Raw genomic sequence first — 14,962 nt, 5'->3', positions numbered from 1 at the left:
CTACTCGCTGAAGACTTCGCCTTTGGAACGCGTGATTTGGGCGGCGAATGCATAGGCGGCAATGTTCGAAGAGACGAATCTCACCGAACCGTCGCACATCAGGAACTCGGCGCCGCCAGGATGAAACGAGTAATATCCATACGTCCGCGCGTTCGTGCAATTGATAGCGCACGGGCCGCCGTTCGAGCCGAGCGTTCCGTCGTAAAGCGAACCTTTGTTCCAGTGTTCGCCGACCAACACATCGCCCCAGGCCCCACCCTGCGTCGAGCCGAGCGCCGCGGTAAGTGTTGGATCGATGGCACGTTTGCGATAGACGTTGCTGCCACCGAGTCGTTCGCCGAGAAGAAACGTATTGGAAGTTCCATCTTGAATGTCGGCGATGCGAGTCGTATTGGTACTGGCCCCATAACCGGTGTTGTTGAGCGCGCCGGTGCGGTCACTACCAGGGGTGCCGCTATAGGCGGTGGTGGCGAAATCGCCGAAGACGCCCGAGGTCGCGCTGTAATCGCAGCGAGCCGCGGTCCAGGTAAGATCCATCGGGGGCACGCCACTGCCGAGACCATCTTTCGGGACTTTGTAGTCGTGAACTTTCGCTTCCGGAGCGGACGGGCACATGAAGACATTCACCGGCGTCGCGATTGCCTGCACATTCGAGTTCACGGAAGCCGCGGGATAGCCAAGCGAAGCGGCTTCGTTGAAGGCAGGCACCTTCGAGTCGATGCGCGAAGCAAGCGCCGGTTGTTCGATGTAATCGAGAAGCTGAATTCCCCAACTCGACCCGTTTAAATCACCGGTGATGTTCCAACTGAAAGGAAACCGTTGTAAAGCTGAGTGATAGTTGTGAAAGCCGAGCCCCAACTGTTTCAAGTTGTTCGAGCACTGCATCCGGCGAGCCGCTTCCCGTGCTTGCTGCACCGCCGGTAAAAGCAAGGCGATCAGCACGCCAATGATGGCAATCACGACCAGAAGTTCGACCAACGTGAAGCCACGTCTGCGATCGATAAGCATTCCAATGAGAGCATCGTCCATGAGAGACCCCTGAGATGAGAAGAGATGGAACCGAACGTCAGGAACGGTCGCCACGAGGAATCCAGCTAGGGGGCAAGATACACCCTGTTTGAGAAATTGTCATTAACGATTCTGTCAATTCGAAAAGGTTTTGCCCGCCTGCAATCCCAGTGAAAACCAATGAGGTAACTAACGATCTTCCCGAAAACGTTCACTAGTCTTCGCAGCCTGCAAACTAGCAGACAAGCCAGCATCGACAGGCAAACAATTGCTATCAGAAACCTAGGAGCAACATCCCCCGAATCGCCAGCGTCGATTCGTTCGGGCAAGCACAGAACGAGGCATGCCTGCGGGACCAACTTGCCACACGCGACGTAGCCCCAGCGGCATGCGATCGCGAGTCGAATCGGGGAGAAACATGCTTCGCGTAAAGAACCACGCAAGGTCCCCGTTGAGGGCGAAGACCTTGCCATGAAATTCAGGGGCGGAACCCACTCGTTGCCGGACAAATTCCACTATGGATCGGCCAAGTTGGGGCTCAGAAACTGAAATTGGAATCGCGAACCATTGTCCGCAACGATTGCAGTTGCCCGGCATCTAAGCAAGCACATGCTGCTGCGCGATTCTGGGACTGGGATGCAAGGGAGAAGAGAAATGTCGGTAGCGTTGGTTCGATTGCCTCAAGATACTGGTCAGGTCAGCACATATGTCATGCAAGGCTCGGCCAAGACGGTCCGTTTCTACCAGGGACTGCGGCACGCCCACGACTTCCACCAGGTGACGTTACTGCTGTCGGCTCCGCGAAGTTTGTCCTGGTTGGTTAACAACGAGGCGCGGTCTGCCAAGTCGCTATCGAAAGGTGAACTCGTCATCTGTCCGGCGAACGTTCCGACCAGCGTCACGGCAACCGATCCATTCGACGCGATCTCGGTTCGTCTGAGCCGATCTTTGGTCGATCGCGTGAGTCGACAAACGGGGCGAACTGGATTTCAGTTGCGGCCGATGGTTGGCACGCGTGACCCCTTTCTGGAAACGCTCGCCGAGAAGCTTGCTGAAGATGTTGGTAGCGAATGTCCCGTTCTGTCGGAATCGCTCGGCACGGCGCTAGCCGTCCATTTGCTACGCGAGTACGCCGACTTTTCCGCGCCGACTCGATCGATCACCGAGCTAAGCCAGGATGATCTCGACGACGTGCTACGTTACATCGACACGCACCTCGCCGAAAAGCTTTCGTTGGAAGAGCTTGCCGCACGCACGAGCTTGAGCTCGCATCACTTTCTGCGGAAGTTTCGGGCCGCGACCGGGCTAACGCCGCGACAGTATGTGATTCAATGCCGCGTCGTGCGTGCGAAGGAGATGCTGCAGCGCGGCATCGGAATCACTGAGACCGCACTGACGGTCGGCTTTTCCAGTCAAAGCCATTTGCATCAACATGTGCGAAACCTGTTGGGGGTCACGCCGGGCGAACTTGCGCGGCCTCTTCCGCCAACATAAACCGATTCGCAACGGCCGCGGCGAACGCACCTTCTGCGGCCGCAGCCGCGACGCTTGGTGGTCCGGCGGCGGCGTCTCCTACGATGAAAAGCCCTGGCACCTCGGTCGCTCCGGTCGGCTCGGTCTTCACCATGCCTGCCATCGGGCCTTCGGCGATGATCGTGCATCCGAGATCTTTCGCCAGCGAAGATCGCTGATGGAATGGTGCCCGGAACTGCAGGATCGAACAGTCAACCGCGGGACCCGTTTCAAACTCGATCGAAGTGAGTTGACCGCTTTGGGAAACGAGCTGTGCGATCGGTTCTTCCCGGATGGCGATCGAACGTTCGGTCAGCCAGCGGCGATCAGCTTCAGCGATGGTACCGTTGCCGTTGGTGACGTAAGTCAACTGATCGGTCCAGCCGCCAAGCAGCGTCGCTGACTCGATCAAGAACTCAGGCGGGGCCATGAAGGCCCATGGTTTTCCGCGGAATTCCCAGCCATGGCAATAAGGACAAAGGATCGCGGTCGATCCCCAGATCTCGTCCAGGCCATTCAGTTTTGGCAGCTCGTCCACGATGCCGGTCGCCACGATCAACTTGCGGCAAACGACCTGGCTTCCGGATCGCAGCGAAACGAGAAAGCCATCGTCGGTGTCCTGGGCGGTGTCGACCAGGACTTCCCGGTATGTCACGTCGTATGGCTGAAGCTGCTCGCGACCCAGCCGCCGCAGTTCGCTGGGGGGCGTTCCGTCTTGGGTGAAGAAACCGTGGACTCCTTCCGCCGGAGCGTTTCGTCCTGGGCTGCCATCGCAGATCAGCACTTTTCTGCAAGCTCGCCCCAGGACCAAGGCGGCGCTCAGGCCACCGGGGCCTGCTCCGACGACGACGACATCGAACGATTCGATGGATTGATTCACGGACGCTGCGTTCACGAAAGTTCCCTTTCCCGAAGACGACGCCGAATCGACCACACAACCTGCGACCCGTTCGTCGACTCCTTCTGTTGAAGTGTGACGAGGTCATGGTAGGCGTTCGCAGCAAGGGCATCTTCCACAATCTTGCGGTGGCGTTGCAGAGAATTGCGCGGCGAAGAGAATCGTCGACGTTACTTGCGCGTCGAGGCTTCCGAAAAACGTGCTTCGCGCGGGGGCAGGTTTTCGGCCTGAGGCTCGGTCAGAATTCCGTATAGCTCGGGCCGGCGCCCACGAATCCAACGGCGACCGGTGCACTTGTCAAGCAAATCGAGATCGAGGTCAGCTGTCACCCGGCAATCTTCCGGCTGGGAAGCTTCCGCAATGATGCGACCGTAGCAATCGAGAATCATCGCGTTGCCAGTGCGGACTTCGTCGTCGTCGAGACCGATGCCGTTGCTGAACAGCACGAACATGCCATTATCGTGGGCCCGAGCGGGAAGCCAACGCAAGATCCACTCGCGCCCCTTCGGACCGTTAACCTCGGCCACCAATCGCTCGGGATCGGTGTGTCGCTGCTGCCAGACTTCAGGTTCAATTCGCCCCATGGCAAAGGGACTTCGCGACGCCGTCCCGCCGGTCTGATGCGGGGCGAGCAAAATATCGGCTCCCAAAAGCGCCGTGGCCCGAGCGTTCTCGACCAGGTTGTTGTCCCAGCAGATCAGCACGCCCAGCTTGCAGCCCAGGGGCGAATCGAAAACGGTGAAGCGGTCGCCGCTGCTCATATGCGAGCTGACGAAACAGTGCAGCTTCCGATGCGAAGCGATCTTGCCATCGGGCATGGCAACAACATAGGTGTTGTAAAGCTGGCCATCGGCGGCACGTTCGATCAGGCCTGCCCCGATCACCATGTTGGTCTGCTGCGATAAGTTCGCCAGCGCCGCACTGCTGGAACCGTCGGGTACCGTTTCGGCGAGGGCCTCGACGCCGTCGCGATCAAGATTCCGGACATGCCAATACCCGGTCAGACACATCTCGGGGAACGTGATCAATTGCACGCCGTCACTGGCCGCCTGCAGAGCGAACTGTTGGACGGTTTTCAGGTTCGCGGCTTTATCGCCGGGGGCATGTTGAAACTGAACCGTGGCGGCGCGGATCGGCATGGCGGTTACCATAGAAAAAAGTGGGTCGGATAAGGATCGCACCTGAAACGAATGCCGTCGATTGGCTAAACGTTACAGCCGAGGCCGATCGGCAGGCTGGATCCTGGCAACATGCGTCGCGAGCTTTGTTTCCGCGGTCGGAATGGTGGTGCGGATGGCAAGTGGAATCGGATCGACAATCTGCTTGTCGCGGCGGGCAACCAGGTAATCGCGAATGATCGGGCTGCGTTGGTTCTGCATCAGAAAGTGAACCCACAACCACGATTCGGCATAGTCGTTGGCGGTCATCTGTTCTGGCTTGGCAATCGTCGCGAGGCGTTCCAAATTCGGCTGCCAGGTACCGCGCTGCAAACCATCGGACAGCCAAGGAAGGTGTTCGCGATTGAGTCGGCCTCGTACGCCAGCGACTTCGTAGTATTCCGCCAGCCCTTCGTCGAGCCAGAGCGGAAGCGTACCGACCGACGAATTCAGATAGGCATGCGTCAGCTCGTGCCGCAGGTCGGAGAGGACATGATCAGACCAGGTCGCGTAGACATAATATTCACCTCGTTCGACGACGAACAAAGCCCGACGCCCACCAAGCTGTGGGAAGTGAACCCGGGTGAAGTTCGCGAAGTTGTCAGAATCGCGGAAGATGCGGACGTGGATTTTATTGTTCGAGAACGGAATCCCCAAATCGTCGCGGAGTTCCATCTTCAGGTTGCGAACTTCCTGCAGCACCTGGCTGTCGTCGTGCAGATCGAAATCGGCTTCGATCTGCAGCGGAACGTCATCGACGAATTCTGGCAGAGGAGCGTTCAGCCGATTGCTCCACATCGTGCACCCCAGCGCGAAGCAGGCGCCCAGCAGGATCAGAAATCCTGTTCGAGGTGCGGCAGGTGAAGCGTGGCAGGCCATCCGTGGTCCTTAGCAAGTTGCGGCGAGGTTCAGCCAACCGTTTGGGTAGCGATTAGCTGGTCGAGCTCGTCCTTCAAGCGAACGAGGACTTCGTCGTAACCGAAGGCGCCCAGAGGCTCGCCTCCCTTTTTCAGATTCACATAGTTCGGACCACACCACAGGCCAAGGTCGGCGTCGTCGGTCTCGCCCGGGCCGTTCACACGGCAACCCATGACCGCGATGGTGATCTTATGGTCTTTGGCGTAGGCGGTCAGATCTTTCACCTTCGCAGCCAGGTCGACGAACGCTTCGTTCTCGACACGCGAGCAACTGGGGCAGCTGATGATGTTGAGCGTTTGCAAACCGTAATCGAGCACGGTGCGAACGCGACCCGCCTTGATGTCGTCGAGGATCTTGCGACCCGCTTCGATCTCTTCCCCTTTTCGCGAGTTGGGAACGGTCAGCGAAACACGGAGCGTGTCGCCAATGCCGGTACCGATCAACTGCTCGAAGGCGATACGCGTCTTGATGATGCCATCGGGCGGCATGCCAGCTTCGGTCACGCCGAGGTGAATCGGCACGTCAGGTCGCTTCTCGGCGAAGCGGCGATTGACCTGAATCACCTTTTGCGGATCGCTATCCTTCAGCGAAACGCAGTAGCGATGGAAGTCCAAGCCGTCGACCAGATCGCAGTGCTCCCAGGCACTCTCGAGCATCGGCGTGATCGAGTCTTCTTTTTCGTACAGAGCGAGCTTTTCGGGATCGACACTGCCGCAGTTCACCCCGATGCGAACGGCGCAGTCGTTATCTTTGGCGACGCCAATGATGTACTCGACTTTCTCTTGCCACGGCTTTTCGCGCTCGTGGTGATAGAGATGCCCAGGGTTGTAGCGGATCTTGTCGACGTGCGGAGCGACCAGTTCGGCCAGCCGATAATTCTCTTGCAGGTCGACCGAAAGATTGCCGGAAGTCTGCCGCCGAATTTCGGCCAACGCTTCGGCATCCTTCTTGTTGTCGACCGCAATGCGGATCACGTCGGCGCCTGCCTTTTCCAGGTCGATTACCTGGGCAACGGTGGCATCGATGTCCTGGGTCTTGGTGGCAGTCATGCTCTGCACGGCAATTGGATTGCCGTTGCCGATGGTCACACTGCCGATTTTCACGCTACGCGTCGGATTGCGCTCGATTTCCAACGTTGTAAACTCCACGGTTGAAAGACTTTTGCCCTATTCTCTCTAACCGGGGAAGTTTTGACAACATCACGATTTCACTTGCTTTTCGATTGCGCGTGAAGAGTTCGCTAATTTTCGCGAACGACCTTGGTCAACGCTTCGACAAAGAAGTACTCGCCGAACATCACCGATTCGTCGACGCCCAGGTCTTTTTCGGTGTGATACACCCCATGTTTGAGGATCCCTTCCCAGCCTTCGTCGTTGATGGCCAAGTATTCCGGCTGAACCAGGGCATCGAGCGTTTTCAGGGCTGTTTCGCGGTATTTGGCCGCTTTGGCAGGGTCTTTGACCTGCTTCGACAGATCGAGGAGCCCTGATGCGGCGATCGCTCCGGCCGAAGTCTCTTTCTGGGCACCCCATGGGGCTGGCTGCGACAAATCGGCATCGAAGTCCCAGAACGGCACCCCATCTTCGGGCAGGTTTTCAACCCAGAAGTCGGCGTTTCGCACGGCCACATCGAGGAACTCTTCCGAACCGGTCAGGGCGTACACTTTGCTGTAGCCATACAGCGACCACGAAAGGCCGCGGGCCCAACTGCTGTCGCCGCGAAGACCCTGATGAGTAGTTTCCTTCAGAAATTCGCCCGTTTCGAGGTCGAACAATCCTTCATGGGCGGTCGAACCGTTCTCGCGGACAATCTTGTCACGGGTCGTGCGGCAGTGGGCAACCGCTTTCCGCATCAGCTCTTCATCGCCTGTTTCGATGGCGGCATAAAAAATGATCGGGACGTTCATCATGATGTCGATGAACAGCGAATCGTCCGACACAAAGCTGCGAAGATACTGTCCCTTTTCCTTAAACCGCATCGCCAACGTGCGACCGGCCTGGATCAGGACATCGTTCAGTTGCTTGTCGCCGGTCAGTTTGTACCACGGCAAATAGGTGCTCAAGAAGATAAAGCCGAGGTCGTGCACGTCGCGGTCGTGTTGACGATGTTCGAGCAGCTTCGAGTAGTGCTCGGCCCGTTCGCGCCAGGTCGCATCGCCGGTCCGCAGATGGAACTGCCACATCATCCCGGCGAAAAAGCCAGCACACCAGTCGGTCCACAACTCCTTATCGTGCCGCCACTTCCCTTCTTCGGTATAGATGGGAAAGTAATCGGGATGCTGGGCCACCGTTCCGGCAACCTGCTTTTCAGCGAATTGAAGGGCCTGCGTGTATTGGTCGATGCGTGCGTCAGACATGATGGCGAAAAACTCTTACGGGGAAACGGGATAGGAACGCGGTCGAGGCGTTAGTCGCCGGTTGGAGATGCTATAATGCCGGTCCAACTGGGCGCTATCGTAGTCCTCGCGATCTAGCCCGAAAAGCCATTGGACCCAGGAACCCTGAAAATTTCGATGTACGAGCCTGTCTTCCATATCGTTTTGCTGGAACCAGAGATCCCGCCGAACACCGGCAACATCGGGCGAACGTGCGTCGCCACAGGTATTAAATTGTGGCTGGTCGAGCCGCTCGGATTTCAGGTCGACGATGCCACGCTCCGGCGTGCCGGAATGGACTATTGGCAGCATCTCAATTGGGAGGTCGTTCCCAACTGGCAAACGATTGAAGAGCGTCTTAAGTCCAATCGAAAGTGGTACTTAACCAAGACCGCCAAGCAAAGCTACGCCACCGTTGAGTTTGAAAAGGGAGACGTCTTCGTCTTTGGCCGCGAGTCGCAAGGCTTGCCGCGCGAACTGGTCGAAGCGAACGAGAACACGTCGATCTCGATCCCCATGCGGACCGATGTGCGAAGCCTGAATCTGGCCTCTTCGGCGGCGGTCGTCGCCTACGAAGCAGTCCGACAACAGACGGTTCGGGGCGAATATTCTTTACCGATCGGCGAGTCCCCAATCGGGTAAAACAAGCCCAAATTGCGATTCAGTTGCGACGTTCGATCGTGGATGATTTCGAGGCGGCTAAGAACCAACATGGTTTGGCAGAAAATGGATTGCCTGCCTTGCCTGGATTCGCTGAATTATCAGATTGCCGAGGAGGGGTTAATCAACAGGTCGCTGCTGATCGTTTTGGTCTTTCCCGGAAGTCGGGAATTCTCCAGAATACGCCCGACCTTTTGACCCATCGGCCAAGCATCGCAGGGAGGCGAAATGAGGCCCAAGCTCGTAGTTGATTATCTGGTTTACCTGATTGTGCGCATCTTTATCTGCGTCGTTCAGGCAACGCCTTTGTCGGTCTGTGCCCGGGCCTCGAAGTTCCTGGCATGGCTCGCCAACGACGTGTTGAAGATCCGCGGCAAGCTGGTCGACCAGAACTTGAAACACGCCTTCCCAGACCTGACCGCCGACCAGCGCCACAAGCTGGCCCGTCGAAGCTGGTACCACTTGTGCCTGATGGTTTGCGAAATCGCCCACGCTCCACGCAAGCTGCACGATACCAACTGGCATAAGTCAATCCAGATGCACGATATTCATGTGCAGATCGAACAAGCCCTGGGACGTCGCCCGGTGGTCGTTCTGCTGGGGCACTTCGGCAACTTCGAGCTGATGGGATACTGCACCGGTTTGCTCGGCTTCCCGACTTACACTGTGGCTCGGCCGCTCGACAATCCGTTTCTGCACAAGTACCTGGAAGAGTTCCGCAGCGCGACCGGTCAGATTATTCTGCCGAAACAAGGAAGTGCTCCGTACATCGAGAAGGTGCTGGAACAGAACGGCACGCTGGCTCTGTTGTGCGATCAGAACGCCGGTCCCAAGGGTTGCTGGGTCGAGTTCTTGAACCGACCTGCTTCGTACCACAAAGCGATCAGCGTCTTCTCGATGACCAGCGGCGCCCCGGTCGTGTTCCTTTACATGCGACGCATTGGCGGCCCGATGCAATTTGAAATGGGCGTCGAAGGCATCTACGACCCGGCCCGCGACGGAGCCAAAGGGGTCAAGGAAGTTACGCAGTGGTACAACGACATGCTCGAACGCGTCGTCCGCCGCGATCCGGAACAATATTGGTGGGTCCACAACCGCTGGAAAGACGACCGCCCGGCTACTAAACGCCGCAAGGAACAGGAAAAGAAGGAAGCGGCCCGCGTCGCTCAGGCCGCCTAGCCGGTCGCCTCATCCGATGGTCCGTCAAGCCACACCACCTGGTCGTATCGCTTGGCGTCCTTGGGGACTTTTCGTCGGCGATATAAATTCGGGAAATACCACGACATCCGCTCTGGTTTCAGGTCGTGATTCCATTGCCGTCGTGGGATGAATTCTAACAGGTTCCAAACAAAGCCACGGATAGAGTTGTGGACTGTTCCGTCAATGTTGGGCTTCGTTTGCGGATGTTTCTGATCGCTACGTCCCAGAAAGAAGTCAACCGTATCTTGCTTTAGCTGACACCCAGCCGCCTTTGCTTCCTGATACATCCACTCGAGCGTGGCCTTTGCGATACCAGCTTCTTCTTCGGGGTAGCCACCGCCAACATCGCCGTGGGAACCAGGAAACCAGATCTCCTCGAACGACTGGTGCTGGTCCGTCTTGTCGGGGCGAAACAGGTTGGCTTGAAAGCAGGTCCGTCGCTCGTCCAACGCGACAGCATGGCGAATATGATCGATCGATTCGTTATTGGCCGTGTAAGGAAGCGTTCGATAGTTCGTAATACTGCCAAATGCGCTCACGGTGTCCCAGACTCCCATGAAGTGGACCCGCGGTCGCCCCTCTTGCGAGAACGCAAATCGGAAATTCGCCGCCGCGCGGAACTCTCCTTCGCAATAGACCGTCCACCCCAGCGTGTCGAGGTGTTCCAGTTCTCGGCGAGCCATACCAAGGCTATGTAGCATCCCGGCGAGGGCTCTTACGGCATAAGCTCCACGGCTGAAGCCAATCAAGTAGATCTGGTCGCCCGGTTCCCAGTGACGCACGAGAAATCGATAGGCTTTGCAGGCCTGATTCTCGACGCTGGAACCGATCGCCATATCGATGATTCGACTGGCCCGTTGCCCCTTTTGGGTCAGCATGCCAGGGTTGGGCAAGGTGCCAACGCCCGAGTCGTAGTAGGCAAGCTGTTCTTCGTTTCGCTCGAGCGAACGGTAGAATCGCAAAACGTTCGTTGGGTCGTTTACGAGACCATTCGACGTTCCATCGCAGCACACAACAATGTTCTTCATTGGCTGGCCACCCCATGATATTTGTGTCATAACAGCATCATGTCATGGCATAACAGACTATCAGGTCGGATATGTATGTCTATGAAAACCTCAAAATAAATCGCCAGGACAGTCGAAATGAGAAGCGCCGCCTGTCCGGTCGGCAATGAAGAGAAAGCCGAGTCATGCTGAAGATTACGCTAATCGTCCTGGCGGTTCTTACGGTGGCGATGTTTGCCGGAATGACGCTCTGGACGGCGAATTACATTGGGGCAAAGAACCAGCTGGATTCAACATTTACCGTCGAGGGTTGCCGCGAAGCGATCAAGCGGATGACAGACGACGAGAAGACCGCGCACCTGCAGATGACGCTCTACGCAGATACGCTGTTCCCGCTGCTTTACGGAAGCTTCCTCTGCGGTTTGCTGGTTCTCTTCAAGGCACCTTGGGGCTTTTATCTGGTGCCAGCCTTCACGGTAGTTGCCGATTACGTCGAGAACTTCTGCCAGTGGAAAGCGCTAAAGAACGGCGATGGTTACTTGTTGCTGAAAGTTGTGATGACCGACCTCAAGTTCGCCGGTCTTGCGATCGCTTCGGCCGTTTTGCTCGCGCTCTTCGGCCGATGGTGGTTTTGTACAACCGGTCGCTAGATCAGCAGGTGGTCAACCGGTTCGACCGGGGCAGGCAATTCTTCCGCTGGGTAGCCGGACATCTGCCGCATGTTGCGTTCGATCATCGTCGTCAGAAACAGCAGCGGAAGGTCGTTGTCGTCGATGCTGAATGGCTGTTCGATCTCGTCGCCCACGGCGTCCAAACCTAAGAACGCGTAGGCTACCAGTCCGACCACCACCGGCGTGAGCAGGCCGACCGTGTCGTGCAAGCCACACGGAAGGGCCAGGCAATACAACAGCACCGTGCGGTGAGTCAGCACACTGTAAGTGAACGGGATCGGCGTGCTGCGAATGCGTTCGCACCCTCCCTGGATGGCCAGCATTTCGGTCAGGCTCGTATGCAAGAGCGGCACGTGATAAGTATGCAGCGTACCGCTTTTCCAGGCCGCTTGAATGCAGTTCGAGATCTCTGCCGCGACCGCAGCCGGGATGTTGTCTTGCGCCAAATAGCTTTGCAGTTTTGGGTCGTCGTGTAGACGTAGCATCAACTCGTCGGAGGCATCCGTATCGCGCAGACGATGTCGCACCGCGTTGATATAAGCGATCGTCAGTTCGATCATGCGACGTCGCTGGGCGACGGTCACGCTTTCGTCCGTGGCGGTCGCGTCAGGATTGGTTCCGTCAACCAGCGTGTTGACCTGCATGGTGAAGCTGCGGCAGACATTGACCATCCGGCCCCACAGCTTGCGTCCTTCCCAGTAACGGTCGTACGAAGCATTGTTGCGGAAACCAAGGAAGATGGCGATCGCCAGGCCGACCACCGTAAACGGCGCCATCGTCAACGTGAACTTATGATCGGGAAAGTAATAAGAGATCAGCGTCGTCACGATCGAAAACGAAACCACCACCAGAAAACGTGGCCAGATCTTATCGAACGTCGTTCCATGAACGGCGAAGATCATGCGGAGCCAACTATCTTTTTCGGTGACGATCATGGAGGAAATAGCCTGGTCTGATGGTTTCTGGAACGACGCGTTCGCGTATCATCGATGGTTGTTGTCGAACAAGTTACCCGATCCGGCACCCCGGCGGCAACCAAGCCGCCCGATTGCTCGCCCCCCCTTACGACTTTCAAGAAGGCATTATGCCCGCTACCAGTTCGCCGAAACGATGTGCCTGGGCTGGAAACGACCCCGACATGCAGGCCTATCACGATCAGGAATGGGGCGTTCCCCAGCACGATTCCCGCATGCTGTGGGAGATGCTGATGCTGGAAGGCTTTCAGGCAGGCCTTGCCTGGATCACGGTGCTGAAGAAGCGCGAGGCGTTCCGCAAAGCGTTTTCAGGCTTCGATCCGAAGAAGGTCGCTCGCTTCAACGAAGCCAAGGTCACCAAGCTGCTCGAGAACCCAGGCATCATCCGCTCGAAGGCCAAGATCGCGGCGACCATCCAAGGGGCGAAGATCTACTGCGAGATGCATGAGCGAAGCGAATCGTTCGACCAATACTGCTGGTCGTTCACCGATGGAAAGTCGCTACGTGGCGATGGTAAGACGGTGCCCGCCCAGACTGAACTATCCGCCGTGATCTCGCAAGACATGAAACGCCGCGGCTTCAAGTTCGTCGGGCCGACGATCGTTTATGCCTGGATGCAGGCCGTCGGCATCGTCAACGATCACAGCAGTCACTGCTTTCGGCGGAGGACCTGCGATGCGAAGTGATAGCCTCTGGCGGCGAAGCCGTTTAAACTGAGGTGGATCCCCCCTTGCTTGTTTGAAACGATCTGGCCCTGAATGAACGTGGAAAAACGTCCCCCACCTATCGATCCCGGGGAAAACTTTCGTCGTCGCGGCGAGATGTTGATGACGGCGAAGCGTTACGAAGCGGCGATCGAGCAGTTTCTGCAATGGATGGCGGTCGATCCCGAGAGTGGTTGGCCCCATAGCCGGCTGGGCATTTGTTTCTCGAATCTGAAGAAGCATGACGACGCCTTGTACCATGCGCGAAAGGCGGTCGAGCTTTCGCCAGAGTCTGCTCCGTATCGCTTCAATCTGGCGCTGGTCTACTACCGGACAGAAGATTACGACCAAGCGCGAATCGAACTGCGCGAGGCACTCCGCTTCCGCCCACAAGATGTCCAAACCCGGGCACTGCTAGGCTGGTGCGACTTCTACACCAATCGCGAAAAGCGTGCGATCGCGCATGCCAACAAGTTGTTAGCGATCGAGCCCGACAACTATGAAGGCTTCTTTCTGCGCGGGGCATCGTACTTCGATCTGGGGCTGTTCGATAAGGCGGCGATCGATCTCGACGAAGCGCTGCGACTGGAACCGGAAGAAGGACGCGTCCATAGCTGGGTCGGCTGGTGCCGGCTGCATCAACGCCGCTGGGACGAAGCCCAACATCACTTTGAGTCTGCCCTGCGGCTTCGTCCGCAAATGCGCCGTGCCCGCGATGGTTTACTCGAAACGCTGAAGGCGCGATCCCCCTTGTCACGTTGGGCGGTCGGACACGTGCGCTGGCAGGAACGAATCACCAAGAGCCGTAAGACGATCTTGCGCGTGATCTACGGTATCGTGGCCTATGGCATGGTGTGGGCACTGCTGGGGCACTTGACGGCGGTGGCCTGGCTCCTGAGTATCTTGCCACTGCTGCTGATCGCCGGGCTGACCGATACCTTCTTGCTGCCGCTCCTCGATGGGCTGGTTTCGTGGCATCGCCTCGGTTCGCTGGCGATGGGACGCTGGCAACGGTATGGCAGTCGAGTCCTCTCGGCGATGCTGCTGGGTGTCGTCGGCGTTGGGATCTGGGGGCTGGTTCTCTGGGACGAGGTCATCTTCGGCGCGGCGCTGGTGCTGGGCTACCTGCTGGTGATGTACGTTCAGATTTGGAAGCCCTTGTATCGCCATGCCCGTCGAAAGATGGCACTTTACGCAGGTGTTGGGACACTGCTCGCCATTCTGCTGGCGGTCGATCTGTTTTATCTCGATCCGGAACGAGCGACCTGGGCCGAGGCGATTCTGGAAAACATGATCGGCGCGATGGCGATCTGGTCGATGCCGATGCGGCGACTGATCGACTGGCCGAATAATTAGCTGAGCGGAGCACCTTCGGCTGGGGCTTCCGCTTCGGCGGTTCCCAAATCGCAAAGCGGAATGCTCGGGTTCGCCGAGTTCAAAAGCTGCTCGATCGTCACGTCACGAAATGCCTCTTCCGTGGCGGCGTATGCTTTATCGAGTTCCGCGTGTAGCGGGCAAAGCTGTTGATGCGAAGGGAGACCAAGCGGGCACGAACGGATTCGTTCCAGCGGCGAGACCGCGTCGATGACCTTCAAAATAGTGATCTCGGCCGTCGAGGCCAGCAGTTCATAACCACCCCCAGGCCCAGGACGCGAACGAACCAGCCCTGCCCCTGCCAGATCTTGCAGGACGCGATTCAGATAACGCCGTGGCACCTTCGTCTTCACTGCCAGGCAATCCGCCGAAGCGAGATGCGACTGCTGCGTGGCGAGGCAGGCGATCGCCCTCAAAGCGTATTCGGCAGTTTTCGAGATCATGGCTGAGGCTCGGCAATCCGTATCGAGGCTGGCAAAACGTTTACCTTGACGTGCACGTTTAA

At 57.6% G+C, this 14,962-nt stretch carries 15 protein-coding genes; 6 read left to right on the top strand and 9 right to left on the bottom strand.

Features of this window, described 5'->3' with window-relative positions:
* A complete protein-coding gene (locus AB1L30_RS13550) occupies window positions 1–1,029 on the bottom strand; it encodes a DUF1559 domain-containing protein (protein ID WP_367013956.1) in 1,029 nt (342 codons plus the stop codon).
* A gap of 633 nt (window positions 1,030–1,662) precedes the next feature.
* Between AB1L30_RS13550 and AB1L30_RS13545 the strand changes: the two genes are divergently transcribed.
* The gene (locus AB1L30_RS13545; protein ID WP_367013955.1) at window positions 1,663–2,502 is read left to right on the top strand and encodes an AraC family transcriptional regulator; all 840 of its coding nucleotides are present in this window, start codon (window positions 1,663–1,665) and stop codon (window positions 2,500–2,502) included.
* Here the strand turns inward: AB1L30_RS13545 and AB1L30_RS13540 are convergent.
* From AB1L30_RS13540 to AB1L30_RS13520, 5 genes are all read right to left on the bottom strand, one after another.
* Window positions 2,462–3,415: an NAD(P)/FAD-dependent oxidoreductase gene (locus AB1L30_RS13540; protein WP_367013954.1), complete on the bottom strand. Its 954-nt coding sequence runs from the start codon at window positions 3,413–3,415 to the stop codon at window positions 2,462–2,464. The genes AB1L30_RS13545 and AB1L30_RS13540 overlap by 41 nt on opposite strands.
* Before the next feature lie 173 nt (window positions 3,416–3,588).
* The gene (locus AB1L30_RS13535) at window positions 3,589–4,557 is read right to left on the bottom strand and encodes a nitrilase family protein (RefSeq protein WP_367013953.1); all 969 of its coding nucleotides are present in this window, start codon (window positions 4,555–4,557) and stop codon (window positions 3,589–3,591) included.
* Window positions 4,558–4,629: 72 nt separating this feature from the next.
* Window positions 4,630–5,454 (bottom strand): hypothetical protein, encoded by an 825-nt coding sequence (locus AB1L30_RS13530; RefSeq protein ID WP_367013952.1) that lies wholly within the window; start codon window positions 5,452–5,454, stop codon window positions 4,630–4,632.
* A gap of 29 nt (window positions 5,455–5,483) precedes the next feature.
* Complete coding sequence (gene ispG, locus AB1L30_RS13525; protein WP_367013951.1) at window positions 5,484–6,626, bottom strand: (E)-4-hydroxy-3-methylbut-2-enyl-diphosphate synthase; 1,143 nt, start codon at window positions 6,624–6,626, stop codon at window positions 5,484–5,486.
* Window positions 6,627–6,733: 107 nt separating this feature from the next.
* Entirely contained in the window at window positions 6,734–7,849 is a 1,116-nt protein-coding gene (locus AB1L30_RS13520; RefSeq protein WP_367013950.1) for a glycoside hydrolase family 88 protein, read from the bottom strand.
* A gap of 156 nt (window positions 7,850–8,005) precedes the next feature.
* On the opposite strand from AB1L30_RS13520, the gene AB1L30_RS13515 reads away from it, so the two are divergent.
* Entirely contained in the window at window positions 8,006–8,509 is a 504-nt protein-coding gene (locus AB1L30_RS13515; RefSeq protein ID WP_367013949.1) for a tRNA (cytidine(34)-2'-O)-methyltransferase, read from the top strand.
* Between the two features lie 246 nt (window positions 8,510–8,755).
* Window positions 8,756–9,706 (top strand): lysophospholipid acyltransferase family protein, encoded by a 951-nt coding sequence (locus AB1L30_RS13510; protein ID WP_367013948.1) that lies wholly within the window; start codon window positions 8,756–8,758, stop codon window positions 9,704–9,706.
* Here AB1L30_RS13510 and AB1L30_RS13505 read toward each other — a convergent pair.
* Window positions 9,703–10,755, bottom strand: a complete 1,053-nt coding sequence (locus tag AB1L30_RS13505) for a DUF2235 domain-containing protein (RefSeq protein WP_367013947.1) — start codon at window positions 10,753–10,755, stop codon at window positions 9,703–9,705. The two genes, AB1L30_RS13510 and AB1L30_RS13505, sit on opposite strands and share 4 nt — an antisense overlap.
* Before the next feature lie 164 nt (window positions 10,756–10,919).
* On the opposite strand from AB1L30_RS13505, the gene AB1L30_RS13500 reads away from it, so the two are divergent.
* The gene (locus tag AB1L30_RS13500; RefSeq protein WP_367013946.1) at window positions 10,920–11,384 is read left to right on the top strand and encodes a hypothetical protein; all 465 of its coding nucleotides are present in this window, start codon (window positions 10,920–10,922) and stop codon (window positions 11,382–11,384) included.
* Here the strand turns inward: AB1L30_RS13500 and AB1L30_RS13495 are convergent.
* Window positions 11,381–12,340, bottom strand: a complete 960-nt coding sequence (locus AB1L30_RS13495) for a bestrophin family protein (protein ID WP_367013945.1) — start codon at window positions 12,338–12,340, stop codon at window positions 11,381–11,383. The two genes, AB1L30_RS13500 and AB1L30_RS13495, sit on opposite strands and share 4 nt — an antisense overlap.
* Before the next feature lie 149 nt (window positions 12,341–12,489).
* On the opposite strand from AB1L30_RS13495, the gene AB1L30_RS13490 reads away from it, so the two are divergent.
* Complete coding sequence (locus AB1L30_RS13490) at window positions 12,490–13,065, top strand: DNA-3-methyladenine glycosylase I (RefSeq protein WP_367013944.1); 576 nt, start codon at window positions 12,490–12,492, stop codon at window positions 13,063–13,065.
* Window positions 13,066–13,137: 72 nt separating this feature from the next.
* A complete protein-coding gene (locus AB1L30_RS13485; RefSeq protein WP_367013943.1) occupies window positions 13,138–14,439 on the top strand; it encodes a tetratricopeptide repeat protein in 1,302 nt (433 codons plus the stop codon).
* Here AB1L30_RS13485 and AB1L30_RS13480 read toward each other — a convergent pair.
* Window positions 14,436–14,900: an Rrf2 family transcriptional regulator gene (locus AB1L30_RS13480; protein ID WP_367013941.1), complete on the bottom strand. Its 465-nt coding sequence runs from the start codon at window positions 14,898–14,900 to the stop codon at window positions 14,436–14,438. The two genes, AB1L30_RS13485 and AB1L30_RS13480, sit on opposite strands and share 4 nt — an antisense overlap.
* Between the last annotated feature and the right edge of the window lie 62 nt (window positions 14,901–14,962).

Origin of the sequence: Bremerella sp. JC817, from assembly GCF_040718835.1 — a bacterium.
Taxonomy (GTDB): Bacteria; Planctomycetota; Planctomycetia; order Pirellulales; family Pirellulaceae; genus Bremerella.
This window is presented reverse-complemented; position numbering and strand designations above follow the sequence as displayed.

Bases quoted from the DNA above. Each gene is read 5' to 3' on its own strand.
- AB1L30_RS13535 (WP_367013953.1), bottom strand. From the start codon at position 4,557: ATGCCGATCCGCGCCGCCACGGTTCAGTTTCAACATGCCCCCGGCGAT.
- AB1L30_RS13545 (WP_367013955.1), top strand. From the start codon at position 1,663: ATGTCGGTAGCGTTGGTTCGATTGCCTCAAGATACTGGTCAGGTCAGC.
- AB1L30_RS13510 (WP_367013948.1), top strand. From the start codon at position 8,756: ATGAGGCCCAAGCTCGTAGTTGATTATCTGGTTTACCTGATTGTGCGC.
- AB1L30_RS13520 (WP_367013950.1), bottom strand. From the start codon at position 7,849: ATGTCTGACGCACGCATCGACCAATACACGCAGGCCCTTCAATTCGCT.
- AB1L30_RS13485 (WP_367013943.1), top strand. From the start codon at position 13,138: ATGAACGTGGAAAAACGTCCCCCACCTATCGATCCCGGGGAAAACTTT.
- AB1L30_RS13495 (WP_367013945.1), bottom strand. From the start codon at position 12,340: ATGATCGTCACCGAAAAAGATAGTTGGCTCCGCATGATCTTCGCCGTT.
- AB1L30_RS13480 (WP_367013941.1), bottom strand. From the start codon at position 14,900: ATGATCTCGAAAACTGCCGAATACGCTTTGAGGGCGATCGCCTGCCTC.
- AB1L30_RS13500 (WP_367013946.1), top strand. From the start codon at position 10,920: ATGCTGAAGATTACGCTAATCGTCCTGGCGGTTCTTACGGTGGCGATG.
- AB1L30_RS13530 (WP_367013952.1), bottom strand. From the start codon at position 5,454: ATGGCCTGCCACGCTTCACCTGCCGCACCTCGAACAGGATTTCTGATC.
- AB1L30_RS13490 (WP_367013944.1), top strand. From the start codon at position 12,490: ATGCCCGCTACCAGTTCGCCGAAACGATGTGCCTGGGCTGGAAACGAC.
- AB1L30_RS13505 (WP_367013947.1), bottom strand. From the start codon at position 10,755: ATGAAGAACATTGTTGTGTGCTGCGATGGAACGTCGAATGGTCTCGTA.
- AB1L30_RS13550 (WP_367013956.1), bottom strand. From the start codon at position 1,029: ATGGACGATGCTCTCATTGGAATGCTTATCGATCGCAGACGTGGCTTC.
- AB1L30_RS13515 (WP_367013949.1), top strand. From the start codon at position 8,006: ATGTACGAGCCTGTCTTCCATATCGTTTTGCTGGAACCAGAGATCCCG.